This is a genomic window from Enterobacter sp. EC_50, from assembly GCF_019584525.1.
GTDB lineage: Bacteria > Pseudomonadota > Gammaproteobacteria > Enterobacterales > Enterobacteriaceae > Enterobacter > Enterobacter roggenkampii.
The window spans coordinates 193630-218901 of record NZ_VDAF01000001.1 but is presented as its reverse complement, the minus strand read 5'-3'; the positions used below and the strand labels follow the sequence as shown (position 1 = coordinate 218901).

General features: G+C 56.9%; 20 protein-coding genes and 2 pseudogenes. 17 read left to right on the top strand and 5 right to left on the bottom strand.

Translation table 11 applies throughout. The features are described 5' to 3' along the window. Nucleotides 1–90 precede the first annotated feature (90 nt). From FHC48_RS01005 to FHC48_RS00995, 3 genes and pseudogenes are all read left to right on the top strand, one after another. Nucleotides 91–666 carry a helix-turn-helix domain-containing protein gene (locus FHC48_RS01005; RefSeq protein WP_045352451.1) on the top strand — a complete coding sequence of 192 codons (576 nt, stop codon included), beginning with the start codon at nt 91–93 and terminating at the stop codon, nt 664–666. Between the two features lie 65 nt (nt 667–731). Further along, nucleotides 732–1772, top strand: coding sequence for an NADP-dependent oxidoreductase (locus FHC48_RS01000; RefSeq protein ID WP_021240240.1), 1041 nt, complete (start codon nt 732–734; stop codon nt 1770–1772). Between the two features lie 255 nt (nt 1773–2027). After that, a pseudogene (locus FHC48_RS00995) lies at nt 2028–2696 on the top strand (GntR family transcriptional regulator). A 120-nt stretch (nt 2697–2816) separates the two neighbouring features. Here the strand turns inward: FHC48_RS00995 and pqqU are convergent. Further along, nucleotides 2817–4931: a TonB-dependent receptor PqqU gene (gene pqqU, locus FHC48_RS00990; protein WP_039025307.1), complete on the bottom strand. Its 2115-nt coding sequence runs from the start codon at nt 4929–4931 to the stop codon at nt 2817–2819. 241 nt (nt 4932–5172) lie between these two features. Here pqqU and FHC48_RS00985 point away from each other — a divergent pair, with 241 nt between their 5' ends. After that, nucleotides 5173–6234, top strand: a complete 1062-nt coding sequence (locus FHC48_RS00985; protein WP_059363596.1) for a YncE family protein — start codon at nt 5173–5175, stop codon at nt 6232–6234. A gap of 92 nt (nt 6235–6326) precedes the next feature. Here the strand turns inward: FHC48_RS00985 and ansP are convergent, their stop codons facing one another. Beyond that, on the bottom strand, nt 6327–7823 hold the full coding sequence (gene ansP, locus FHC48_RS00980; protein ID WP_008501774.1) for an L-asparagine permease: 1497 nt from the start codon (nt 7821–7823) through the stop codon (nt 6327–6329). A gap of 304 nt (nt 7824–8127) precedes the next feature. Then, the gene (locus FHC48_RS00975; RefSeq protein ID WP_044596521.1) at nt 8128–9042 is read right to left on the bottom strand and encodes a LysR family transcriptional regulator; all 915 of its coding nucleotides are present in this window, start codon (nt 9040–9042) and stop codon (nt 8128–8130) included. Nucleotides 9043–9150: 108 nt separating this feature from the next. Between FHC48_RS00975 and FHC48_RS00970 the strand changes: the two genes are divergently transcribed. Then, entirely contained in the window at nt 9151–9549 is a 399-nt protein-coding gene (locus FHC48_RS00970; protein WP_059363598.1) for a cupin domain-containing protein, read from the top strand. Here FHC48_RS00970 and FHC48_RS00965 read toward each other — a convergent pair. After that, nucleotides 9546–11081: a methyl-accepting chemotaxis protein gene (locus FHC48_RS00965; RefSeq protein ID WP_059363599.1), complete on the bottom strand. Its 1536-nt coding sequence runs from the start codon at nt 11079–11081 to the stop codon at nt 9546–9548. The genes FHC48_RS00970 and FHC48_RS00965 overlap by 4 nt on opposite strands. Nucleotides 11082–11422: 341 nt before the next feature. On the opposite strand from FHC48_RS00965, the gene FHC48_RS00960 reads away from it, so the two are divergent. The 11 genes and pseudogenes from FHC48_RS00960 (at nt 11423) to FHC48_RS00905 (ending at nt 21694) form a co-directional block, all read left to right on the top strand. Next, nucleotides 11423–11962, top strand: a complete 540-nt coding sequence (locus tag FHC48_RS00960; protein ID WP_059363600.1) for an AAA family ATPase — start codon at nt 11423–11425, stop codon at nt 11960–11962. Between the two features lie 110 nt (nt 11963–12072). Beyond that, on the top strand, nt 12073–13074 hold the full coding sequence (locus tag FHC48_RS00955) for an LLM class flavin-dependent oxidoreductase (protein ID WP_048992004.1): 1002 nt from the start codon (nt 12073–12075) through the stop codon (nt 13072–13074). After that, nucleotides 13071–14192 carry an amidohydrolase gene (locus FHC48_RS00950; protein WP_059363602.1) on the top strand — a complete coding sequence of 374 codons (1122 nt, stop codon included), beginning with the start codon at nt 13071–13073 and terminating at the stop codon, nt 14190–14192. Before FHC48_RS00955 ends, FHC48_RS00950 begins: the two co-directional genes overlap by 4 nt. Before the next feature lie 16 nt (nt 14193–14208). Continuing rightward, nucleotides 14209–16472, top strand: a pseudogene (locus tag FHC48_RS23410) (NtaA/DmoA family FMN-dependent monooxygenase). Nucleotides 16473–16481: 9 nt separating this feature from the next. Then, nucleotides 16482–16991, top strand: coding sequence for a GNAT family N-acetyltransferase (locus FHC48_RS00935; protein WP_008501765.1), 510 nt, complete (start codon nt 16482–16484; stop codon nt 16989–16991). Between the two features lie 9 nt (nt 16992–17000). Then, nucleotides 17001–17927, top strand: coding sequence for an amino acid ABC transporter permease (locus tag FHC48_RS00930; protein ID WP_023327573.1), 927 nt, complete (start codon nt 17001–17003; stop codon nt 17925–17927). Beyond that, entirely contained in the window at nt 17911–18684 is a 774-nt protein-coding gene (locus tag FHC48_RS00925; protein ID WP_046092133.1) for an amino acid ABC transporter ATP-binding protein, read from the top strand. Before FHC48_RS00930 ends, FHC48_RS00925 begins: the two co-directional genes overlap by 17 nt. A 9-nt stretch (nt 18685–18693) precedes the next feature. Continuing rightward, on the top strand, nt 18694–19581 hold the full coding sequence (locus tag FHC48_RS00920; protein ID WP_220418719.1) for an ABC transporter substrate-binding protein: 888 nt from the start codon (nt 18694–18696) through the stop codon (nt 19579–19581). 41 nt (nt 19582–19622) lie between these two features. Next, nucleotides 19623–20240: a glutathione S-transferase family protein gene (locus FHC48_RS00915; RefSeq protein WP_059363606.1), complete on the top strand. Its 618-nt coding sequence runs from the start codon at nt 19623–19625 to the stop codon at nt 20238–20240. 37 nt (nt 20241–20277) lie between these two features. After that, complete coding sequence (pptA, locus tag FHC48_RS00910) at nt 20278–20508, top strand: tautomerase PptA (RefSeq protein WP_008501760.1); 231 nt, start codon at nt 20278–20280, stop codon at nt 20506–20508. A gap of 184 nt (nt 20509–20692) precedes the next feature. Next, on the top strand, nt 20693–21694 hold the full coding sequence (locus FHC48_RS00905; RefSeq protein WP_059365206.1) for a Kdo(2)-lipid IV(A) acyltransferase: 1002 nt from the start codon (nt 20693–20695) through the stop codon (nt 21692–21694). 44 nt (nt 21695–21738) lie between these two features. On the opposite strand, the gene FHC48_RS00900 is transcribed toward FHC48_RS00905, so the two are convergent. Next, nucleotides 21739–23424, bottom strand: coding sequence for an NAD-dependent malic enzyme (locus tag FHC48_RS00900; protein ID WP_059365207.1), 1686 nt, complete (start codon nt 23422–23424; stop codon nt 21739–21741). Nucleotides 23425–23839: 415 nt separating this feature from the next. On the opposite strand from FHC48_RS00900, the gene FHC48_RS00895 reads away from it, so the two are divergent. Then, nucleotides 23840–25171 carry a 2-hydroxycarboxylate transporter family protein gene (locus tag FHC48_RS00895; protein WP_023327567.1) on the top strand — a complete coding sequence of 444 codons (1332 nt, stop codon included), beginning with the start codon at nt 23840–23842 and terminating at the stop codon, nt 25169–25171. Nucleotides 25172–25272: the final 101 nt, after the last annotated feature.

Sequence of the window (25272 nt, the reverse complement as noted above, 5' to 3'; positions counted from 1 at the left end):
ACTGTATCGCCCGATCGCTACGGCATAAGCCATATTTTTTTGTTATCAAAAGCCCATTGAATTGCCGTTCATACACTATAGTATGACGTCATGAACACCATAACAGACACAATGAATCAACGGATTAGCGCAAGAATTCGCCTTGAACGCGAGTCTCGCGGGTGGTCCCTGAGCGAGCTGGCGGACCGGGCAGGCGTCTCCCGCGCCATGATCCATAAAATCGAGCGCGGGGACAGTAGCCCGACAGCCACCTTGCTTGCCCGCCTGTCGGGCGCGTTTGGCATCAGCATGTCAACGCTGATTGCCCGGGCCGAAATGCAGGAGGGCAAGCTGCTGCGCCTGGCAAATCAGCCCGTCTGGCGCGACCCGCAGACGCACTACCTTCGCCGCCATGTTTCTCCCCGTACCGATCTGCCCATCGACCTTGTTCAGATTGAACTGCCTGCGGGCAGCGATGTTCCGATGCCGGCCTCTTCTTACGCGCTGGCGCGTCAGCTTATCTGGCTGCAGTCCGGTGAGCTGGTGTTTCAGGAGGGCGACACCCGCCACGAGATGCACGCCGGAGACTGTCTGGAGCTGGGGCCGCCTAATGACTGCCGGTTCATCAACGAGACGAATGAAACCTGCATCTATCTGGTTGTACGCCTCAATCAGTCTGGCTCGTAATGCTAATGCGATAACGCCGAACGTGAGCCAGGCTGTAATGACATTTGTACCAGAAGGAGATCCTGATGAATCACTCTGTTTCGCATAACCGCCGCTGGGTGCTGGCCTCTCGTCCACAGGGCGCACCGGTCGCGGAAAATTTTCGTCTGGAAACGCAGCCTGTTCCGGAACCAGGGGCGGGGCAGCTTCTGCTTCGTACCGTCTGGCTGTCGCTGGATCCTTATATGCGGGGTCGCATGAGCGACGCGCCATCCTATTCACCGCCGGTTGAGCTCGGTGCGGTGATGGTGGGGGGAACGGTCAGCCGCGTTGAACAGTCAAATCATCCCGACTACAAAGCCGGTGAATGGGTGCTGGGCTACAGCGGCTGGCAGGAATATGAACTCTCGGACGGCAGCGGCCTGGTGAAGCTGGGCGAAAATCCGTCTCATCCTTCCTGGTCGCTGGGCGTACTGGGTATGCCGGGCTTTACCGCCTATATGGGGCTGCTGGATATCGGGCAACCGAAAGCGGGTGAAACGCTGGTGGTGGCGGCGGCGACCGGCCCGGTTGGCGCGACGGTTGGGCAGATCGGCAAAATCAAAGGTTGCCGGGTGGTCGGCGTCGCCGGTGGCGCAGAGAAATGCCGCCATGCCGTTGAGGTGCTCGGGTTTGACGAGTGTCTGGATCACCACGCCGCGGATTTTGCCGACCAGCTCAAGCAGGCCTGCCCGAACGGCATTGATGTCTACTATGAAAACGTCGGCGGGAAAGTGTTTGACGCCGTGCTGCCCCTGCTGAACACCTCCGCGCGCGTGCCGGTGTGTGGCCTGGTGAGCGGCTACAACGCGACGGGCTTGCCTGACGGGCCGGACCGCCTGCCGCTTCTGATGGCGACCCTTCTCAAGAAACGCATTCGGATGCAGGGCTTTATCATCGGCCAGGACTATGGACATCGCATCCATGAGTTCCAGGAAGAGATGGGGCGCTGGGTGCAGGAGGGAAAAATCCACTATCGCGAACAGGTCACGGACGGGCTGGAAAACGCCCCCGAGGCGCTCATTGGCCTGCTGGAAGGACGAAACTTCGGCAAAGTCGTGATTCGCGTCGCGAGTGACAATAAATAAAGCGCAATATGGCGGGGTTTCCCGCCATATTTATTTGTGAAGATACGATATATTGTCTTTAATTACTGGACATGACTTTTCGCGCCATCATCCCCGATGAGCCCGAAAACGATAAAAAAAATGACGTTTGCTTTTTTTGCTGTTTTTTGTACTTCCCACCACCAGGCATGACGATACAGGATATATCGTACCGGCGCCGTTTTATTAAAACTGGCGTTTAAAAATAGCATTAAGTTTTAGCTACAGGAATTCCACATGCTTGATTTGGATCACTTAGAAAAAGCCCAAAGGGTTAGCCTTACCATGCAGGTTGAACACAGTTTGAAAGGGGCGTTAATTACAGGCTCTCTCAAACCAGGAGCACGACTGATTACGAAAGAGATTGCTGATAAATTAGGCACCAGTATTACGCCGGTCCGCGAAGCGCTGTTGCGCCTGGTCTCCTCAGGCGCGCTTCACGCCACGCCCGCATAGGCATTTCTGGTCCCTGAAGTGACGCTGGAGCGTTATAACGAGATTAACGCCATCAGAAAACAGCTTGAGCCAATGGCGGTCGCCGCAGCATGCCAGAAGATGTCAGACGGCAAGCTGGAGGCGTTGCGCAAAATGTCAGAGGCTTTCCATGAGGCCATGCGCAATGGAAACGTTCAGCAGGCATTGCATGCGAATCGTATCTTCAGGTTTACGCTTTATCAGTATGCGGAAATGCCTACGCTTAATGCCTTAATTGAACAGCTATGGGTCCGCATCGGGCCCTGCATGAACTACCTGCATCACGAACTTAACGACATCAAAACGGCAACGTATCACTATGACGAGCTTCTTTCGGCCCTTGAGCGGAGAGATGTTGATGCGAGCCAGAAGGCGATTGATAAGTTGATTGATGAAGCAGATTCTCTTTTACAGCGACAATATTTTAACTGAGAGATTATTTATTAGAGCGACTATATACCGCCGCTAATTATTTATCTGGTGAATAACTCCTGATGGCTTAATGCCATCAGGAGGGTTATTTCATTTATAAAATAAACTTTTCTTTTTTGCTTACTCGAAGCGATAAGAGACCGACAGCCCGACGCCATAGTTTCGGCCCGGTGCAGGCTCGTAATAACGACCGTTGGACTCGTTGACAATTACCGAGCCCGCGTACTCTTTGTCGAACAGGTTATCGACGCGGCCAAAGACGTCCATTCCCCAGTTGCCGTAGTTAAATTTATACCCGGTATTCAGTCCGACTACCGTATAGGACGGCGCTTTCGCGGTGTTTTCGTCGTCGGCCATGATATCGCTCATGTAGCGCACGTCTGTCCCCGCATACCAGCCTTCCTCCGGCTGCCAGCCAAACGAGGCGAAGCCCATGTTGCGCGCAATCCCCGGCATACGGTTACCGTTACAGTCTGCGTCGCTGCAGACGTTAGTCCGGTAGGTGGCATCCAGGTACGTCCACGCCATCTTCAGCTTCCAGCTCTCAGCGAACTGCTGATCCAGGGAAACTTCGACACCCTGACGACGGGTTTTCCCGGCATTTTTATAGGTTGTACGGCCGCCAGAACTGGAGTCCACCACGATCTCGTCATCCGTATCGGTGCGGAACAGCGCCGCCGTCAGCAGGCCGTTGCCGATGCGGGTTTTGCTGCCCACTTCATACGTATTATTCGTGGACGGCTTCAGGCCAATATTCAGACCGCCCTGGTTATCGGCGCGATAGGAGAGCTCGTTGATGGTTGGCGTTTCAAAGCCACGCCCTGCGGCAGCGTAGAGGTTCCACGCATCCGTCACCGCATACTTCACGGCGCCCGCCGGGAGCCACTTGTGGTAGCTCGCGTCACCGCTGTCATCGCCGTTGCCCGGCGTAACGTAGTGGTCGTTGGAATCAAACCAGACCGAACTGTAGCGGACACCCGCGTCGACAGAGAGTTTCTGCGTCAGCTGCCAGCTCGTTTGCAGATAAGGATCGACGTTCCACATCAGGTTGCGTTCGTCACGACGTTTATCGCCTTTGACGCCGTAGTCCGGCACGCCGTTGCGCATCACGAAGTTCTCGTATCCGCGACGGTCTTCGCTCATGTTTTCGTAGTTCAGACCGGTGGTGAAGGTCACCGGAACCAGCAGCTCGCCGCGGTGCGTCCAGCGGGTATCCACGCCCTGATAGTGGCGCTGCATATCAATCACCCCGCCGGAGTGAGTGGCTTTTAGCTGCGGCTGATACGGAATCGACTGGTACTGCGTCATTTCACGCTCGCCGGCGTACATCATCACGCTGAGGTCGTCCTGAGCGCTGAGCTGGCGATCGTAGCGCAGGCCGGCCTGGGTCTGCTTGATGGTCTTACGGGTGTTGTACTGATCGCCGCGCGGCGACTGACGCGGGTTGTCCCGCCACTCCTGGTAATTCAGTCCACCCGGATCGTTGGCCTTCATGTCCACGCTGTTGAAAATCAGCGTCAGCTTGCTGGCGTCGTCAATGCGCACACCCAGTTTGGCGTTAGCGAGATTTTTCCGCGCGCCGCTGTGGTCGCGGTAGCCTTTGGTGGTGAAGCGGGTGGTGGAGACGGTGTAATCCACGTCCCCGGCGTGGGTGCCGTCACCCATCGCGCCGGTGGCTTTCATGCCATAGCGCCAGGTCCCGTAACTGCCGTAATAGCTGCTGGCTTCAATGGTCGGCGGCTGCTGCCCGGTCTGGGTGTTGATGTTGATTACGCCGCCAGAGGCGTTGCCGTACAGGGCAGAGAAGGGACCGCGCAGCACTTCAACGCTCTCCACGCTGGAAAGGTCGATGTTGGAGGTCTGACCCTGTCCGTCCGGCATGGTGGCTGGAATACCATCGACGTACATACGGATACCGCGCACCCCAAAGGTTGAGCGGGCGCCAAATCCGCGCATCGAAAGCTGGAGATCCTGGGCGTAGTTTTGACGGTTCTGAATTTGCAGCCCGGGTACGCTGCCAAGGGATTCAGACAGGTTAATGCGGGGCGCGGCCTGGCGCATATCGTCGCCATTGACGACGCTGACCGCGGCCGGAGTATCGAGCTCCGATACGGTTTGCGGCGTGGCGCTGACGATCATGGTCTGTTCCTCTGCGCTCACGGCGGTGAGCGGCGCAAAAATAACAGGAACCAGCAGCAGCGGGAGAGAAGCCTTACGGGCAGAAATGATTTTCATGAATAAAACCGGTTGTGGTGTATAAACGAACCAAATGGAACATGTCCATATATGTTAAAGGTTTTGTAAAAGTTTTGAAAACTATAACCGCACATTGCGTTAATGGAAGGCGAAGCGGGAAAGAAAAACTCCACATTTAACACATTAATGATTACTATTCTCATTATCAAAAGACAATGCCATGACGTTGTCTGCCGGAAGTGATGTCAGCCCAACCCCACTTTTCAGAAAAGGAATTGATATGTCTTTACGTCAACTGTGCTCGCCGCGTCTGAGCCTGTCGCTGCTGTCTGCCACTTTACTGCTTGCCGGGACGTTCCAGGTGCATGCCGCCGAAGAGGTGCTGCGTAAAGCGGTGGGCAAAGGGGCGTATGAAATGGCCGTGAGCCAGCAGGAGAATGCGCTGTGGGTGGCAACCTCGCAAAGCCGTAAAACCGACAAGGGCGGGGTTGTCTACCGTCTTGATCCGGTCACGCTGGACGTGACGCAGGCAATCCATAGCGATCTGAAACCCTTTGGCGCCACCTTTGACAAGGCGACTCAAACGCTGTGGTTCGGCAATACGATCAACGGCGCGGTAACCGCGATTGATGCAAAAACGGGTGACGTAAAAGGGCGGCTGGTGCTGGACGGGCGTCAGCGCAGCGAAACCGTCAAACCGCTGCAGCCTCGCCAGCTGGTGGCAGATGACGCGAGCAACACGATTTACATCACCGGTGTCGGTAAAGAGAGCGTGATTTGGGTCGTGGATGGCGCCACGCTGAAGCTGAAAGAAACCATTGCCAATACGGGCACCTACAGCACCGGCCTGGCGCTGGATGCGCAGGCGAAACGTCTGTACACCACGAATGCGGACGGCGAACTGGTGACGATTGATACGGCCAGCAATAAAATTATTGCCCGTAAAAAGGTGCAGGATGACGGGAAGGAGCACTTCTACCTGAACCTGAGCCTCGACACTGCCGGTCAGCGCGCGTTCCTGACCGATTCAAAACAGCCGGAAGTGCTGGTGGTGAGCCTGAAAGACGGTAGCGTGATCGAGAAAATCGCCGCGGCGGAATCCCTGGCGGTCCTGTTTAACCCGGCCCGCAATGAAGCCTACGTGACGCACCGTGAAGCCGGCAAGGTAAGCGTCATTGATGGGAAAACGTATAAGGTGACGAAAACCTTCGACACTCCGGTCTACCCGAACAGCCTGGCGCTCTCTGCGGATGGCAAAACCCTGTACGTGACGGTGAAACAGAAATCCACCCGCCAGCAGGAAGCCACCCAGCCTGACGATGTGATGCGTATTGCTCTGTAAGATGGGATTGCCCGGTGGCGCTGCCGCTTACCGGGCCTACAAAACCATGAAATGTAGGCCGGGTAAGGCGAAGCCGCCACCCGGCTTTTTTATTAACGCGAGGTTTCTTCTACCAGCGGGGCGTCGTGTTTTTCATCGTCAGGATGAACCGGCGCGGTGCTGTGAATTTCATGAACGCGTTTACGCACGCCGAACCAGCCCGCAATCAGCAGAACGGCCAGCAGCGGAATGGTCGCGATGGTGTAGGTGCCGTTCGGGTAGTCGAAGGCCATCAGCACCAGCACGCTGAACAGGAAGAGCAGGGTGAGCCAGGAAGTCACCGGCGCGCCAGGCAGCTTAAAGCTGACGTCAGCAGCTTTGCCTTCTTTAATCGCTTTGCGCAGACGCATCTGGCAGACCACGATAAAGCCCCAGGACGCGATAATCCCCAGTGCCGCCACGTTCAGAACGATTTCGAATACCTGAGACGGCACCAGATAGTTCAGGAACACGCCGAAGACATAGACCACCAGCGTCGCCAGAATACCGGCGTACGGCACGTGCTGCTTGCTCATCTTGGACATGAACTTCGGCGCAGAACCGCCCATGGACATGGAGCGCAGGATACGGCCGGTCGAGTAAAGACCGGAGTTCAGGCTGGAGAGCGCTGCGGTCAGGACCACGATGTTCATGATGCTGCCCACGTACGGCACGCCCAGCTTCGAGAAGAAGGTCACGAATGGACTCTGGCCCGCCTGATAGGCGTTCCACGGCAGCAGCAGCACCAACAGCACCACGGAACCGACGTAGAACAGACCGATACGCCAGATCACGCTGTTGATGGCTTTTGGCACCATCGTCTGCGGATCTTTACATTCACCTGCTGCGGTGCCCACCAGCTCGATGGAGGCGAAGGCGAACACGACGCCCTGAACCAGCACCAGCGCAGGCAGCAGACCGTGCGGGAAGAATCCGCCGTTATCGGTTATCAGGTGGAAGCCGGTGGCATTGCCATCCAGCGGCTTACCGCTGCCGAGGAAGACGGTACCCACGACCAGGAACACCACGATGGCCAGCACTTTAACCAGCGCAAACCAGAACTCCATCTCCGCGAACCACTTCACGCCGATCATGTTCATGGTGCCGACAATCGCCAGCGCGCCAAGCGCAAAGACCCACTGCGGCACATCGCCAAACGCGCCCCAGTAGTGCATATACAGCGCAACGGCGGTGATGTCGACGATACCGGTCATCGCCCAGTTGACGAAGTACATCCAGCCCGCCACGTAAGCGGCTTTTTCACCGAGGAATTCACGGGCGTAAGAGACGAAGCTGCCGCTGGAAGGGCGATGCAGTACCAGCTCGCCCAGCGCGCGGAGAATGAAGAAAGAGAAGATCCCGCACACCAGATAGACCAGGGCGAGAGCCGGGCCAGCCATCTGCAGACGTGCACCCGCACCTAAAAACAGACCCGTTCCGATAGCGCCGCCGATGGCGATCATTTGAACCTGACGGTTGCCCATCGCTTTGTGGTAGCCCTCTTCGTGGGAGTTCAACCAGCGACGTTTAGCAGCGTGATGATCGGCTGCGCTTTTATTGCTTGTTTTCATTGAGTTACCTGTTTGCCTGTCTGAACCATTATCGTGATAGTCCTGCCTGGCAGAGCGCAATACAAACGATTGCTTCTGCGCAAACACATGTCGCCTTCCCAGTCATTCTGCGTATGGATAAGGCGAAACATGGCGAGGCATCCTACCTGCAATTCATAAGCGACGCAAAATATAACCGTGCCGAAAGTGATGCACGTCGAAGGAAATCGTGTGGTCAGAGCAGACGGGGATCACAACACGCTGAAACGTGATGAGTTTTTAGTCAAAACAATGGCGGGGTTGATTATTTAATCATCAGATTCTCTTAATTATTACCAGATGGTATAAATTTTTGCTGCTGCAGGGCATCGAGAAGTAACCTGAACGCGGTTGTGTGCTGCCGACGGCTCGGATAATAGAGGTGGTATCCTTCAAACGTGGGGCACCACGATTCAAGGACCCTGACCAGCCGTCCCTGATTCAGAGCGTCCAGAACCGAGGACTCGGGCACGTAGGCTAATCCGAGACCATTCTCCGCGGCGTCGATGCGCTGCGACAGGTTATTCAGCGTAAGCTGTCCGTCAACCCGCACGCGAAGCTCGCGCCCGTCGCGCTCAAATTCCCAGTCATACAATCCCCCTCGGGTGGGCAGGCGGAGATTGATACAGCGGTGTTCACCCAGCTGCTCCGGCACGAGCGGCACGCCAAAACGAGCCAGGTAATCCGGGGAGCCGACAACCGCCATGCGCATGTCCGGCGCAATCCGCACCGCAATCATGTCTTTTGCCACCTGTTCACCCAGGCGAACCCCCGCGTCGAAGCGGCCATCGACGATATCTGTCAGGCCATTGTCGACCGTCACTTCGACGTTAATGTCAGGATACTGCAGCATAAAAGCCTTCAGTACCGGCCAGAGGACGGCGTCCATCGCGTGCTCGCCGGCGACGATGCGGATAGCGCCTGCGGGTTTGTCGCGGGTGCTGCGAAGCGCCGTGAGTTCCTGTTCGATCTCCAGCAGATGCGGGCTGAGGCGCGAAAAAAGCTGCTCACCCGCGGGTGTCGGAACCACGCTGCGGGTTGTGCGGGTTAACAGGCGAACGTCTAATCGTGCTTCAAGCTTGCGCATCGCATGGCTCAGTGCCGATTGCGAGACGCCCAGCTGCGCCGCTGCGCGCGTAAAGCTGCGCTCGCGGGCCACCACCATAAAGGAGAGCAGATCGTTGAAATTATCTTTTAGCATCGCGGTTCTATTTATGAGTTTCAGTCATGTGTCCTATCTGATTATGCACCCTAATGCTGCGGAGTGCTTTGCGCTACTGTTAACGCAACAGTCAACGAGGAGCAAAAGATGAAAATTATCCGCAGCGGTTCATTACCTTCAGTACGAGGACCGGAAGCCTGGTTTACCGGGGCTGTTCGCATTGACGCGCCCTTTCAGGCGACCGAACCTGCCAGCGTCGGCGGGGCAACCGTAACCTTTGAGCCGGGCGCGCGCACGGCCTGGCATACGCATCCCCTGGGACAAACGCTGATTGTGACGCAGGGGCGCGGCTGGTTACAGGCGTGGGGCAAAGAGGCGGAAATCCTGAATCAGGGCGATATCGCCTGGATCCCACCCGGCGTGAAGCACTGGCACGGCGTAAGTGCGCAAACGGCGATGACGCATCTTGCCATCGCCGAAGCGGTAAACGGCAGCCCGGTAACATGGCTGGAAAAAGTGACCGACGAGCAGTACCCGAACGGCTAACCGCCATAAACGGCAATCGCCTGCTGCAGGCGCGTCGTCCGCTGCGTCAGGTGATTCGCCGCGTGAGTGACGTTATCTACCATCCCCGTATTGCTCTGGCTCATTGCGCCGATACGGGAGAGGGAGGCGTTGATCAGCGTCAGCGCCTGGGTTTGCTCCTGCGTAGCGTGGCCGATCTCCTTAATCAGGGAGGAGACCCGCAGCACGTTGTCGATCATAACCGTCAGCTGTGATTCGGTTTGTACCACCTTCTCCACGCCAGCGTTGACGCTGGCAACGTTTTTCTCGATCAGCGCTTTGATCTCTTTCGCCGCCGTCGCGGAGTGCTGCGCAAGATTGCGCACCTCAGCTGCGACCACGGCAAAGCCGCGGCCGGCTTCACCCGCGCGCGCCGCTTCCACGGCGGCATTCAGCGCAAGAATATTGGTCTGGAAGGCAATACGATCGATAACGCTGATAATATCGACGATCTGGCCGTTATCCTGCGAAACGGACTGCATCATACCGATGGTCTCTTTCATCATCGCTTCCCCGCAGTGGGCGCTGTCGCGGGTGCGATCCGCCATCTGAATCGCCTCGTTCGCGGTTTCGACCGTCTGCTTCACGGCGCTGGCGATCTCTTCCACCGCAGATGCGGTTTGCTGCAAGAAATCTGCGGTTTCTTCAGAACGCGCCTGCAGCGCCGCGCCTTCTTTCGCGACCTGCTGGCTGATGGTGCCAATACCGCTGATTTGCGCCCCGACATCATCAACCAGCGAGTTCAGGTTTAAACCAGACTGATTCACCAGGCGCATCATCAGCCCGATATCATCGATTCTGTCAAAATGGTAATAGTCCGTTTTACGTCCTGAAACCACGCGCTGCATCTGTTGAACAATGGATTTTACCGGCCGGGCGATCTGCGCATGGAGATAACAGGACAGCGCAGAAAAAAGCAGCACCAGAGTGGCGGCCTGAACGAGACGATCGCGGAATAAATACATCGCCAGGCAGGAAAGTAACGCCGTCGCAGTAATACCAAGCTGAATTCGTTTTCCGGTACTGAGACATTTAAAGAGCGACAAAAAGGAAAATATACCGCGCCGAACGAACAGTCCTTTATAAAAACGATGATGTTTTAATTCGTTATTACGCACTTTTGCATACAGTTTTTCACTGGCCGCGATCTCTTCCCGTGCGGGGATATTGCGCACCGAAATATAGCCGGTCAGGGATTCCCCCTGCCAGACCGGCGTCACGTTGGCCCGCACCCAGTAGTGATCGCCATTATGACGACGGTTCTTCACCAGACCTGTCCAGGTCTCACCCTGCTGGAGGGTAAACCACATGTCGCCAAACGCTTCGGCAGGCATGTCGGGATGGCGGATGAGGTTATGCGGTTCACCCAGAAGATGCTCTTCTTTATATCCGCTGGCTTCTATAAACGCGGAGTTAGCATAGGTAATATGACTTTTTATATCGGTGGTGGACATTAACGTCGAACCGGCGTTAAGCAAATACTCGTTTTGTGTAACGGGGGTGTTACGCCTCATGAGTAACTCCATGATGTTGTGCAAGAATAAAAAATCCGGAAAGCGCTCCGGCAAGATAAGTATGATTATTTTAATAACGGCCTGGATATATTCTCGCTGAAATTGAGACTCTCCGAAATACCCGGCATTCATTATTTTTAATCTGTTAATGTTGTCGAATGTAATAAAATTGAAAATATTTTAGTGAGTGTTATTTTGAATCGGCTTAAATAAATGACATAAGCCAAACTGCAAGAGGGAGATCGTCTCTCTGGAAAAATTGTCATGCTGAAATAGCGTTTCGTTAACAGGATGAAAACGCTATCATTTGGTCACATTTTCGTAAATACAGGGAGGCTGAGGTGAAAATTAACGTCATCGGTACCAGCGGGAGCGGAAAAAGCACGCTGGCGAAGCAGATTGCGACCGCGCTGTCTATTCCCTGTATCGAGATGGACAGACTCTACTGGCAGGCTAACTGGCAGGGCACGCCGGACAACGAGTTTCAGGCAAAGCTGGCGCAGGCGCTACAGGCTTCGTCAGACTGGGTGCTCGACGGTAACTACAACCGCACGCGACCGGTGAAATGGCGCAATGTCGATGTGGTGGTCTGGGTGGATTATGGGTTTACCCGCACCCTCTGGCAGGCCGTCACCCGAGCAATAAAGCGGGCCTGGCATAAACACGAGCTTTGGCCGGGAACGGGAAACAAAGAGAGTTTCCGACGCGCGTTCTTCAGCAGAGAATCCATTATCATCTGGACGATGAAAACCTGGCGTAACAACCGTACGCGCTATGAAGCCGACCTGCAAAACCCGCAATATAGCCATATTCGCTTCGTCCGCATTACCCGTCGGGAGCAGGTGGAAACGCTGATTGCCTCCTTAAAGTCTTATTCTTAGCAGGGTTTTATATATCTGTTTTCCGGCAAACCAAATGTAAATTAATTGTTTCTCAGTGGTGAATTGCGCCTTTAATAATGTCGACATGTTAAGTCAAACGAGAACGCAACATGTCATGGCGAATCAGCATTCTGGATAAAAGCCCCATCGCTGAAAACGAAACGGCTGCCGATGCACTGGCGCGTACCCTGGCGCTGGCGCAGCAGGCAGAAAATCTGGGCTATCACCGCTTCTGGATTGCCGAACACCACAACACCCCACAGCTTGCCAGCCCCTCGCCGGAGCTGCTGATTGCCTGGATCCTCGGGCAAACCACGCGCATCCGCGTCGGGTCTGGCGGCGTAATGCTTCAGCACTACAGCCCCTATAAAGTGGCCGAGAACTTCAACGTGCTGGCCGCGCTGGCGCCTGGCCGCGTCGATCTCGGCGTCGGGAAAGCCCCCGGTGGATTACCGCTCTCAACCCGCGCGCTGCAGCAGGGCCTGAATCAACAGGAAAAGGGCAGCTTCGCCGAACAATTGGCCCAGCTCGACCGCTGGATCCGTCCTGAGCATCACGCTATTGAAGAGGCCGTCCGCGCCACGCCGCTGCCGCCGTTGCCTGCTGAGGGTTTCCTGCTGGGCGCGAGTACCGAAAGCGCGCTGCTCGCCGCCAGGCTCGACTGGCACTTTGTGTTTGCCGCACACCTGAACGGTGACCCGGACCTGCTGCGCGAGGTGGTATCGACCTGGCGTGAGAACAGCGCGCGGGACGTGATAGTGGCGGTGCAGGCGATTGTCGCGCCGACGCAGGCCGAGGCAGACGCGCTGGCGCAGAAGGTCGAAGTGTGGGGCGTTGAGCTGGCAAACGGGCAGCGTGTCACCGTGGCCAGCGAAGAGCAGGCCTACGCGTTTGCGCGCCAGGCGGGCAGTGAGCCGGTGCGCATTGCACGCCGGGCGCAGTCGCTGCTGGCGGGCACCGCTGAGTCGGTAGTGGAACAGCTCAACGCGCTGCACCAGCAGTGGGGCATTGACGAATTTATCATCGACACGCCGGTGGCGGAGGGGGCAACGCGCGTCGCGTCGCTGCGTCTGCTTGCCGAGGCGCGTCTTAACAGGGAGGTCACCGTATGAGCTTTAGCGAACAGCTGATAGCCTGGCGCCGCGAGCTGCACCAGAACCCTGAGCTGTCCGGTCAGGAAGTGGAAACCACGGCACGCCTGCGCCAGTGGCTGACGAATGCCGGGATTACCCCACAGCCTTACGACCTGTCGACCGGGCTGGTGGCAGAAATCGGCTCGGGCAACAAACTGATTGCGCTGCGGGCAGATATTGATGCTCTGCCGATTGAGGAGCGCAGCGGCGTACCGTTTAGCTCACAGCATGCCGGGGTGATGCACGCCTGCGGACACGATATCCACACCAGCGTCATCCTCGGCGCCGCGTTAAAGCTGAAAGAGCGGGAGGCCTCGCTTAACGGCCGGGTGCGCATCCTGTTTCAGCCTGCTGAAGAGAACTTTGGCGGTGCGAAGAGCATGGTGCGGGCCGGTGCCCTGCGCGATGTCAGCGCGATTTTCGGTATGCACAACGAGCCTGGCCTGCCGGTCGGTGAGTTCGCCACCCGCGGCGGGCCGTTCTACGCCAACGTCGACCGCTTCGTGATCCGCATTACCGGTAAAGGCGCGCACGCCGCACGTCCTCATGAAGGCAACGACGCCATCGTGCTGGCAAGCCAGCTGGTAACGGCGCTGCAAAGCGTCGCCAGCCGTAACGTCAACACGCTGGATTCGGTGGTGCTGAGCGTAACCCGCATTGCGGGCGGCAACACCTGGAACGTGCTGCCGGAAAGCGTCGAGCTGGAAGGCACGTTGCGAACCCATCGCACGGAAGTGCAGCAGAATGTGAAAGCCCGCGTGGGTGAAATTGCCGCCGGGTTTGCCAGCGCCTTCAGCGCACAGATTGATATCACCTGGTATGCCGGGCCTACCGCGCTGGTGAATGACGAACGCTGGGCTGATTTTGCCACCTCGGTCGCGCGTGAGGCCGGATATGAAACCCGGCACGCGGAACTGCATATGGGCGGGGAGGATTTTGCGGTCTATTTGCAGTCTGTTCCCGGCGCGTTTGTCAGCATTGGCAGCAACAGCCCGTTTGGTTTACATCACCCGGCCTTTAACCCGGATGAAGCACTGATTGAGCCCGCCGCCCGCTATTTTGCACAGCTTGCGGAAAAAGCCCTGCAACACGTTTAATTCAGGAGAGGTAAAGATGTCTGCAACCCGACAACTGCGGCTGGGCACCATTCTGCATGGTGCATCCGGGAATATGTCCGCCTGGCGCCATCCTGCGGCGATTGCCGACGCCAGTATTAACTTTGACTTCGTGAAAGCGACGGCGTTAAAGGCCGAGGAAGGGAAGCTCGATTTTCTCTTCGTGGCCGATGGTCTCTATATCAACGAGAAATCGATCCCCCATTTTCTGAATCGGTTTGAACCGTTAACGGTGCTTTCCGCTCTGGCCAGCATCACCTCGCGTCTGGGGCTGGTGGGAACCTTATCCACCTCCTACAGCGAGCCCTTTACCACGGCGCGCCAGTTCGCCAGCCTCGATCACCTGAGCAACGGCCGGGCGGGCTGGAACGTGGTGACCTCACCGCTGGAGGGGTCGGCGAAGAACTTTTCCCGCGAAAAACACCCCGAGCATGCGCTGCGCTACCGGATTGCCGATGAGTATCTCGACGTGGTGAAAGGGCTGTGGGATTCCTGGGAAGGGGACGCGTTTATCCGCAACAAAGAGAGCGGCCAGTTTTTTGACCCGGCCAAACTGCATACGCTCGATCACCACGGTGACTTCTTCCAGGTCGCCGGTCCGCTGAATATTGGCCGCACGCCGCAGGGTCGCCCGATTGTCTTTCAGGCCGGGGCGTCGGACGACGGGAAAAAGCTGGCGGCGAAACATGCCGACGCCATTTTTACCCACCACGAGACCTTCGACGAGGCTAAAGCCTTTTATCAGGACGTAAAACAGCAGCTGGAAACAAACGGCCGCCGCGCGTCGGATCTCCATATTTTCCAGGGCGTTAGCGTGATTGTGGGGAAAGATGCCGATGACGTGGAACACCAGTACCAGACCACGGCGGCGCTGGTGTCGATTAATGACGCCCTCAATTACCTCGGGCGTTATTTCGAACATCACGACTTCAGCCAGTATCCGCTCGACGAGCCGTTCCCGGATATCGGCGACTTAGGCAAAAACAGCTTCCGCAGCACCACGGATGAAATCAAGCGTAACGCCCGCGAACGCAGCTTAACCCTGCGTCAGGTGGCGCTTGAAGCCGCTTCGCCGCGCCCGCGCTTTTCCGGCACGCCGGAGGAGGTGGCTGACGGTCTTCAGGCCTGGTTTGAAGGTTATGCCGCAGACGGCTTCATCATTCAGGGCGGTACGCCGGACACCTTCCCGCGCTTTGTTGACCAGGTGGTACCGATTCTGCAGTCTCGCGGCCTGTTCCGTACCGACTACCCGGGCACCACGCTGCGCGAAAGCCTTGGCTTAGATCAACCGAAAAACCAGTACACACAACAATAAAAGAGAACCCCGCTATGCAGAAATCATCGCTTGTTCTGGCGCTCGCGCTGGCCTTTACCCCTGCCGTCTGGGCAGAGAACGTCAATATTAACGGCACCGGCGTGAGCATCGAGGCCAATAAAACGCCGATTAACACCGCGAAAAATAGCGAGGCAGTGGCGCAGCTGCCGAAAGACTATCGCTTTGCCGTGCCGGGGAAATTTACCGTGGCGGTGGCGGGACTCAATCAGCCGCCGCTGACGGTCTTCTCCGACGACAACAAAACGCTGCTGGGGAGCGAAGTTGACGTCGCCCGTCTGGTGGCCGACAGCCTCGGGCTGGAGCTGAACGTGGTGCCCACCTCCTGGGAAGACTGGCCGCTGGGCGTCGCGTCCGGGAAATACGATGCCGCCATCAGCAACATCACCGTCACTAAAGAGCGCAAACAGAAGTTTGATTTTGCTACCTATCGTAAGGATTCCCTCGGCTTTTACGTGAAATCCACCAGCTCGATTACGTCGCTGCAGAAGGCGGAAGACATCGCCGGGCTGAAGATTATTGTCGGCTCCGGCACCAACCAGGAGGCCATCCTGCTGGCGTGGAATGCCGAAAACCTGAAGAAGGGACTGAAGCCCTTTACCCCGATCTACACCAAAGACGATGCGGCCCAAACCCTGGCGCTGCAGTCCGGGCGCGCGGATGCCTACTTTGGCCCGAACGTGATTGGCGCCTGGAAAGCGGCGCTGAACGGGAAAACCAAACTGGTGGGCAGCGTCGACGGCGGCTGGCCGAAGGCGGCGCACATTGCGGTGACGCTGAAAAAAGGCAGCGGGCTGGTTGAGCCGGTGCAGACCGCGCTGAACGGCGTCATCAAAAACGGCGATTACGACAAAGTGCTGAACCGCTGGGGTGAAGGGGTTGAGCGCATTCCGCAGTCCGAAGTGAACCCGGCGGGCCTGGGCGATTAAGGAGGCGTGATGAGCGAACGATTTCGTGATGTTTCACCGGAAGATGCCGAACTTCAGCCCATTATCGAGGGGCTGTTCGGTGAATATGCGGCCCGCTACGGGGACTACTTTTCTAAAGACGCGGAAGTGGAGCTCACCGAGTGGTATCTGGCGCCGCAGGGGCTGTTTATCGTCCTGGAGCGCGACGGGAAGATTATCGCCACCGGCGCGTACAAACCGTTCGACGAACGCACCGCGGAAATCAAACGCATCTGGACGGACAAAACCCTGCGTCAGCAGGGGCTTGCCGGGCGCGTGGTGCAGGAGCTGGAGCGCAGGGCGGTGCTGGCAGGGTACAGTCAGATCTACCTGACAACCGGCTTTCGCCAGCCGGAGGCGGTCAGGCTCTATCTCAGCCAGGGCTATCAGCCGCAGTTCGATCTGAACCGCGATCCGGAAGAGTATAGCCAGCCGCCGTTTGACGGTCGGCTGCGTTTTACCAAAACGCTGGTACGTGAAGCGTTCAGCAAAACCGCATGAGGAACGACGATGAGCAACGTTGAAACCATTAAGGTGGTCCCGGCGCGTTATCCGCTGCGGGCCGTCGGCGCCGCGGTGGCGCTGTTTGTCCTGGCGGTCGTGATTCAGTCAGTCGCCTTTAACCCGCGCTGGGAGTGGGCGGTGTTCGCCCGCTGGTTCTTCGACCCGGTGATCCTCGAAGGCGTCGGGCAGACCCTGCTGCTGACGCTGATCGGCACCGCGCTGAGCGTGGTGTTTGGCGGCATGCTGGCGCTGGCGAGACTCTCGTCATCCTGGCTGCTGAGCAGCCTCGCGTGGGCGTACATCTGGCTGTTTCGGTCGCTGCCGCTGATCGTCGTGCTGATCATCCTGTACAACTTTTCCTATCTCTACGACACGCTCTCGCTCGGCGTGCCGTTCACCGGCATCACCTGGGGCAGCTTTGAAACCATCAACGTGCTGGGGCAGTTCTCTACCGCCGTGGTGGGGCTAACGCTGGTGCAGAGCGCCTATACCGCCGAGATCATTCGCGGTGGTTTCCTCGGGGTCGATCACGGGCAGTATGAGGCCGCCGCCGCGCTCGGTCTGCCGGCCTGGCGCCGCACGGTGCGCATCATTTTGCCTCAGGCGCTGCGTACCATTCTGCCGTCGGGGTTCAATGAAATCATCAGCCTCGCCAAGGGCACAGCGATGGTCTACGTCCTGGCAATGCCGGAGCTGTTCTATACCATCCAGATGATCTACAACCGCACGCAGGAGGTGATCCCGCTGCTGATGGTCGGTGCCGCCTGGTACCTGGCGATCACCACCGTCCTGTCCGCTATCCAGTACGGTGTTGAACGCGCACTTGCCCGCAGCGAACGCCGCTCAGCGGTTAATCAGAACCGTGCCGCCCGTCGTACCCGTTCCGTCACCACCACGCCAGCACAGGAGCCTATCCATGCAAGCCTCTCCTGAAGGACATATCTCGATTACCGGCGTCAGCAAATATTTTGGACGCCATAAGGCGCTCGACAACGTGTCGCTTGAGATCCCGCCGGGATCCGTGACGGTCATCCTCGGGCCGTCCGGGTCGGGAAAATCGACGCTGCTGCGCACCATAAACCACCTGGAGCGCGTCGACGAAGGCTTTATTCAGATCGACGGGGACTACATTGGCTACCGTCGTCAGGGAGACAAGCTCTACGAGCTGAAGGAGAAAGAGATCCTCAAACAGCGCGTCAACGTGGGCTATGTGTTCCAGAACTTCAATCTCTTTCCCCATCTCACGGTGCTGGAAAACCTGATTGAGGCGCCCATCGCGCATAAAAAGCTCAACAAAAAAGAGGCGGTGGAAAGCGCGTACAGCCTGCTGGACGTGGTCGGGCTGCGGGATAAAGCCGACGCCTGGTCCCGCCATCTCTCCGGCGGCCAGCAGCAGCGCATTGCCATTGCCCGCGCGCTGGCGTTACGTCCCCGCGTGATGCTGTTTGATGAACCCACCTCGGCGCTGGACCCGGAGCTGGTAGGGGAAGTGCTGGACGTGATCAAAAAACTGGCCCGGTCCGGTACCACTCTGGTGGTAGTGACCCACGAGATCGGCTTTGCCCGTGAAGTGGCGGATCAGGTGGTGTTTATGGTCGACGGAAAAATCGTCGAGCAGGGCAGCAGCGACGCGGTGTTGAACCGTCCGTCGCACGCGCGAACGCGCCAGTTCCTGTCAAAAGTGCTGTAAGGAGCGCAGATGAAATACGGACTTCTGGCGGGACTGCTTTTTACGACGGCGAGCCACGCCAGCATCGATCTGAAAGCCAACGAGCAGCCGCTGCCGGTGACGGAGGATCGGCAGGCCGTGGCGAAGATCCCCGCCGGCTATAAATTCGTTGAGCCAGGTACGCTGACGGTCGCCGTCTCGATGCTGAACTCCCCGCCGCTGGCGCTGCTGGCCAGCGATAACCGCACGCGGATCGGCAGCGACCCGGATATTGCCCGCCTGCTGGCGGGCAGCCTGGGGCTGAAGCTAAAGCTGGTGCCGACGGCGTGGGAAGACTGGCCGCTGGGGATCGCTTCCGGGCGCTACGACGTGGCGCTGGTGAACATTGCGGTGACCGAACAGCGTAAAGAGAAGTTTGATTTTGCGACCTACCGCGTCGATTCGCTGGCATTTTCGGTGAAATCCACCAGCGAGATTCAGTCAATCAAAAGCGCGGAAGATCTGGCCGGGAAAAGGGTGATTGTCGGCTCGGGTACTAATCAGGAGCGCATCCTGCTGGGCTGGAACGAAGAAAATAAAAAGGCGGGGCGGGCGCCTGCGCTGCCGGTCTATCTTCACGACGATGCCTCGGGCAATCTCTATATCCAGTCCGGCAGGGCGGATGTGTTCTTTGGCCCCCAGTCGGTTTCATCCTGGAAAGCGGCGCTCACCGGCAAAACCCGCGTGGTCGGTTTAGGGCCGAAGAAAGCTTATGTCGCCACCACGACCAAAAAAGGCAATCAACTGGTTTATGCCCTGCAGGCCGCGCTGAACGGTGCGATTGAGCGCGGAGAGTACCAGAAGTTGCTGGCGCGCTGGGGCGAGCAGGGCGAAGCGGTGACGCAATCGGAGGTCAACCCGCCTGGGATAACCTACTAATGGTGCTCTACACTTAGGATTTTCACTCCTGAGGGGGCAACATGATTAAACTCTATGGCGTACCCGGCTGGGGCTCGGCAATCAGTGAGGTGATGCTGACCCTGGCTGATATCCCTTATCAATTCATCAACGTGGACGGGTTTGACCAGCCCGGTCCGCAGCGTGAATTGCTGCACAAGCTCAATCCGCTGTGCCAGGTGCCGACGCTGGAGCTGGAAAATGGTGCCATCATGACCGAAACGGCGGCGATTGCCCTGATGGTGCTCGACAGATGTCCCGATCTTGCTCCACCCGTGGGGCAGGCAGAGCGTCAGCAGTTTCAGCGTTTGCTCATCTGGTTCGTAGCCAACGTCTATCCCACGTTTACCTATGCAGACTATCCCGAACGCTGGGTGCCGGATGCGCCGGAACAGCTTCAGAAAAACTGCATCGAATACCGGAAATCTCTTTATTTGTGGTTCGAAAGCCAGCTTAAGGCTACCCCGTTTGCGCTGGGGGAACGGCTGACGCTGCTGGATGTGTATATTGCGGTAGCGCGCACCTGGGGGCCCCGTTACGCCTGGTTTGCCGAAAATACCCCTAAATTCACGGCGATTGCGGACGCCGTATGCCAGCGACCGGAACTGCACAAGGTGTTAAAGGCAAACAAAATTATCTGATAACGTGGAACCCACATTCACAACCGGAAGCCTGCACATGCCACACGTAGATATTAAATGTTTTCCCCGTGATTTAAACGACGAACAGAAAGCTGCTCTGGCGGCGGATATTGCCGACGTGATTATTCGCCATTTCAACAGCAAAGACAGTTCCGTGTCGGTGGCGCTGAAGCAGATCGCGCCTGAAGACTGGAAGGCGCAGGTCTGGGATACCGAAATTGGACCGAAGCTGGAGGAGCTTATTAAGAAGCCCGGGTATTCGATGTAAGATCTTCTGCCGGGGAGCGGATAAATCCTTCCCGGCTCGACTTCCCGTTTTTCGCAAAAATCGATAAAAATGCGTTTTGTCTTATCCGCTACAATTAACGTTTCTGACTGGCATATTATTCATCCTTAGGAAAGATCTCCAACAGAATCAATTAAGGACAGACACGTTAAAGGATCATTTTCTGATGACAAAATTACCCCGTTTTTCATTCGCCTTTCTTCATCCCCGTTACTGGCTAAGCTGGGCTGGCATTGCGGCTCTGTGGCTCATCATGCTGCTCCCTTATCCGCTTCTGTTCAGAATCGGTCATGGCCTGGGTCGACTGGCGATGCGCTTACTGCCTCGCCGCGTCGAGATTGCCCGCCGCAACCTGGAGCTTTGTTTCCCGGAGATGAAAAAGGATGAACGCGAGTCATTGCTGCAGCGTAATTTTGAATCGGTAGGAATGGGGGTAATCGAAACCGGAATGGCATGGTTCTGGCCTGCGTGGCGGGTAAAGAAATGCTTTACCGTGCAGGGGTATGAACACATGGAAAAGGCGAGGGCGCAGGGAAAAGGCGTGGTGCTGGTAGGGATACATTTTCTGACCCTTGAGCTGGGCGCGCGGATATTTGGCATGCTTAACCCCGGTATCGGGGTCTATCGTCCTAATAACAATGCTCTGCTGGACTGGCTTCAGACGCGCGGGCGCCTGCGCGCCAACAAAACCATGCTCGATCGCCATGATTTAAAGGGCATGATCCGCGCGCTGAAGCAGCATGAAATTTTGTGGTACGCCCCGGATCACGACTATGGCAAAACCAACAGCGTGTTTGTGCCGTTCTTTGCGGTGCCGGATGCCGCGACGACGGCGGGCAGCTATATGCTGGTCAAAAGCGCTAACCCTGCCGTTATCCCCTTTGTGCCGCGCCGCAGGGCGGATGGCACCGGTTACGAGCTGATTATTCTGGAGGATATCAGCGAGGCGCTGCAGGGCGGCGATAAAGAAGCCGTGGCGACGCAGATGAACAGGGCAATTGAGCAGGCCGTACGCATGGCCCCAGAGCAGTATATGTGGCTGCACCGTCGCTTCAAAACCCGTCCTGAAGGGGTACCTGACCGGTATGCCCGTCTGAAGCAGGCGGCAACTCGGGGTGATAGTCTCTCCGCCAGCGATTTTTCTGACCGCTCAGGTGTACAGCACTGACACCACAGCGATGCCCTCACCCTGCGGTGAGGGCATGACCGGCGCTACAGCGCGGATCGGCGGTACGGCGCATAGTCCGCCTGCCACCAGGTTTTCTCGATACGCGCCATCAGGGTTTCATCATCTAACGCTGGCGCCACGCCTTGTTCAATGGCGGCCCGGGCGACGGCAACGGCAATCTGGCGTGAGACCGTTTCAATCTGATCTACCGGCGGCAGCAATCCTCCTCTTTCCGTGGTCACGAGCGGAGACTGCGCGGCCAGGCTGCGGCTTGCTGCCATCAGCATCTCTTCCGTCACCCGGCGCGCGTTACAGGCCAGCACGCCAAGCCCAAGGCCCGGGAAGATATAGGCGTTGTTGCACTGGGCAATCTCATAGTGCGCATTCTCCCAGAATACCGGGGCGAACGGGCTGCCGGTGGCCACCAGCGCGGCCCCCTGGGTCCAGGCGATAAGATCCTGCGGCTGGGCCTCCGCCCGCGACGTTGGGTTCGAGAGCGGCATGATGATTGGGCGCGGACAGTGGCGATGCATCTCTTTGACGATCTCTTCACTGAACAGCCCCGGCTGGCCTGTAACGCCGATCATCACCGTGGGATGCGCGTTCTTCACCACGTCCAGCAGGGAAATATTCTTCGCGTCTACCTGCCAGCGGCTTACGGCGTCGCGCGCGGTAAGCAGGTTTTTCTGGAAATCGAGCAGGTTGGTCATGTCGTCGGTCAGCAGGCCGAAGCGATCGACCATAAAGATCCGGCTGCGGGCTTCCGGCTCGCTCAGGCCGTCATCGACCATCAGCGCGACAATTTTTTCAGCAATCCCGCATCCGGCAGAGCCGCTGCCCAGGAACACCACGCGCTGGTCGCGAATGCGCGTCCCCGCCGCGTGCGCCGCCGCCATCAGCGTGCCGGCGGTGACGGCTGCCGTGCCCTGGATATCATCATTGAAGCAGCACAGCTGGTCGCGGTAGCGCTGCAGAAGTCGGGTGGCGTTTTTCTGCGCAAAGTCTTCAAACTGCAGGAGAACGTTGGGCCAGCGCGCCTTAACCGTGCTGATAAACATATCCATAAACTCAGCGTACTGGTCGTCGCTGATGCGCGGGTGACGCCAGCCCATGTACATTGGGTCGTCGAGGTGTTGCTGATTATTGGTGCCGACATCCAGCATAATCGGCAGGGTGGAGGCCGGATGGATCCCTCCGCAGGCGGTATACAGCGACAGCTTGCCAATCGGTATGCCCATACCGCCGATACCCTGGTCGCCGAGGCCTAAAATGCGTTCTCCGTCCGTTACCACAATCACCCGAACGTCGTTGCGCGAGAAACTTTGCAGCATCTCATCAATGCGGTGGCGGTTAGGCCATGAAATAAACAAGCCGCGCGCGCGGCGATAAATCGTGGAGAAATGCTCGCAGGCTTCACCCACCGTCGGGGTATAGATAATCGGTAACGTCTCTTTCAGATGCGAACGCAAGAGGTTGTAAAAGAGGGTTTCATTGGTGTCCTGAATATTGCGCAAATAAACATGGCGGGAAATGTCGCTTTTAAAATGGCAGAACTGCACCCAGGCGCGCTCCGTTTGCTCTTCAATGGTTTCAACGTTATGCGGCAATAACCCATGCAGATTAAAATTATCCCGCTCTTCCTTAATAAAGGCGAGGCCTTTATTTAATAACGGATTTTCCAGCAGTACGGCGCCATTATAAGGCGTGTACAGAACGTCTTTACGAGACATGGTTAACTCCTGAATATTTAAACGAAACAGAAATAAGACGAGCAAAAACAGTGACTTTAAGGATGATAAAGACACGGAGTTTTCTGTGTTTTGTTGGGGAGCTAATTTAGCGCTTAGCTAACGGAGCAGGAGTGATAAGGGTCACATTATTTCTGGTTTTATTAATTTCAAAAGAATTGCATTGAATGTCATGAATAACTTTAGTTACATAATAATGAATTAAATTATTTAAAAGGAAAGGGCTGTTGTGTTCACATTTCTCTTCGAAAGCCCATGTTAATTTCACGCTGAGCCTGTTTTTGAGAAAAGGCCACCAAAGTCATTATTTTCTATTTAAGAACATTTATTCGAATCAGGAATAGTTTTCCGCTTATTCCTTTCTCTGTATATCCGAACACAAATTTCAGGTGATTATATGAAAGATAATCCTGTACCGACTTCCGCGCTGTCGACCTCGCGTTTTGCTTTTGGGCTGAACACGACCGAGGTGGGCGCGGTTCCGCTGATGCTGTTCGTCGGGATTGCCGCGATTGTGGCGACGTCCGCCTGGGCAGGGCTGCTGCCGAAAAATATGATTGGCGGACTGGCGGTCATCATGACCCTTGGCTTTGCGTTTGCCAAAGTGGGCCGTCAAATCCCCGTGCTGAAGGACATCGGCGGCCCGGCGATCCTGTGTCTGATGGTGCCTTCCGTGCTGGTCTATTTTGGCGCATTCGGGAAACAAACCCTTGATACGGTGCATCTGCTGATGAAGGAGGCGAATCTGCTCTATTTCGTCATCGCCTGCCTGGTGGTCGGCAGCATTCTGGGGATGAACCGGGTGCTGCTGATCCAGGGCATGATGCGCATGTTTGTTCCGCTGGTGGCGGGAACACTGATGGCCGTGCTGAGCGGGCTTATTGTGGGAACGCTGTTTGGGTATACGCCTTACCACACCTTCTTCTTTATCATTGTCCCTATTATTGGCGGTGGAATTGGCGAGGGGATTTTGCCCCTGTCTCTGGCCTATTCGGCAATCCTGGGGCAGACGCCGGACGTCTACGTGGCGCAGCTGGCTCCCGCTGCGGTCGTCGGAAATATCTTCGCCATTATTTGTGCCGGCTCGCTGGCGCGTCTCGGGACGAAACGTCCTGCGCTTTCAGGAAACGGCATGCTCACGCGGAGTAAAGACGACGCCAGCCTGTTCGCCGGGGCGCCTGGCGCTCAGCAGACGGATTTTCATTTGATGGGCGGCGGATTGCTGATGGTGTGCGCGTTTTTCATCGTCGGAGGCTTGTTTGAAAAACTGGTCCATATTCCCGGCCCGGTGCTGATGATCCTGATTGCCGTCCTGTGTAAATACTTCAGGGTGATCCCGGCCTCAATGGAGCAGGGGGCGCACAGCTGCTATAAATTCGTTTCGGCTGCGCTGGTCTGGCCGCTGATGATCGGCCTCGGGATGCTATACGTGCCGCTCGAAAGCGTGGTGTCGGTCTTCTCGGTGGGCTATGTAGTGGTATGCGGATCGGTGGTGATTGCGATGGCGCTGAGCGGCTACGTGATTGCGTCGCGTCTGAATATGTATCCGGTGGAAGCGGCAATTGTGACCTGCTGCCACAGTGGGCTGGGCGGCACGGGAGATGTGGCCATTCTGTCCGCCTCCAACCGCATGTCGCTTATGCCGTTCGCGCAGATCGCGACGCGTATTGGCGGTGCCTCAACGGTGATTTTCGCCACGCTGTTGATGGGCTGGATTATGGCGCACTGATTCGAATCGTCAGGATACTGAATCGCAACGACATTTACAGCGTGTGGCTGCGGTTCAGTCCTTTATAAAACTCACCGCGCTGTATAGAATTACCGCAGCCA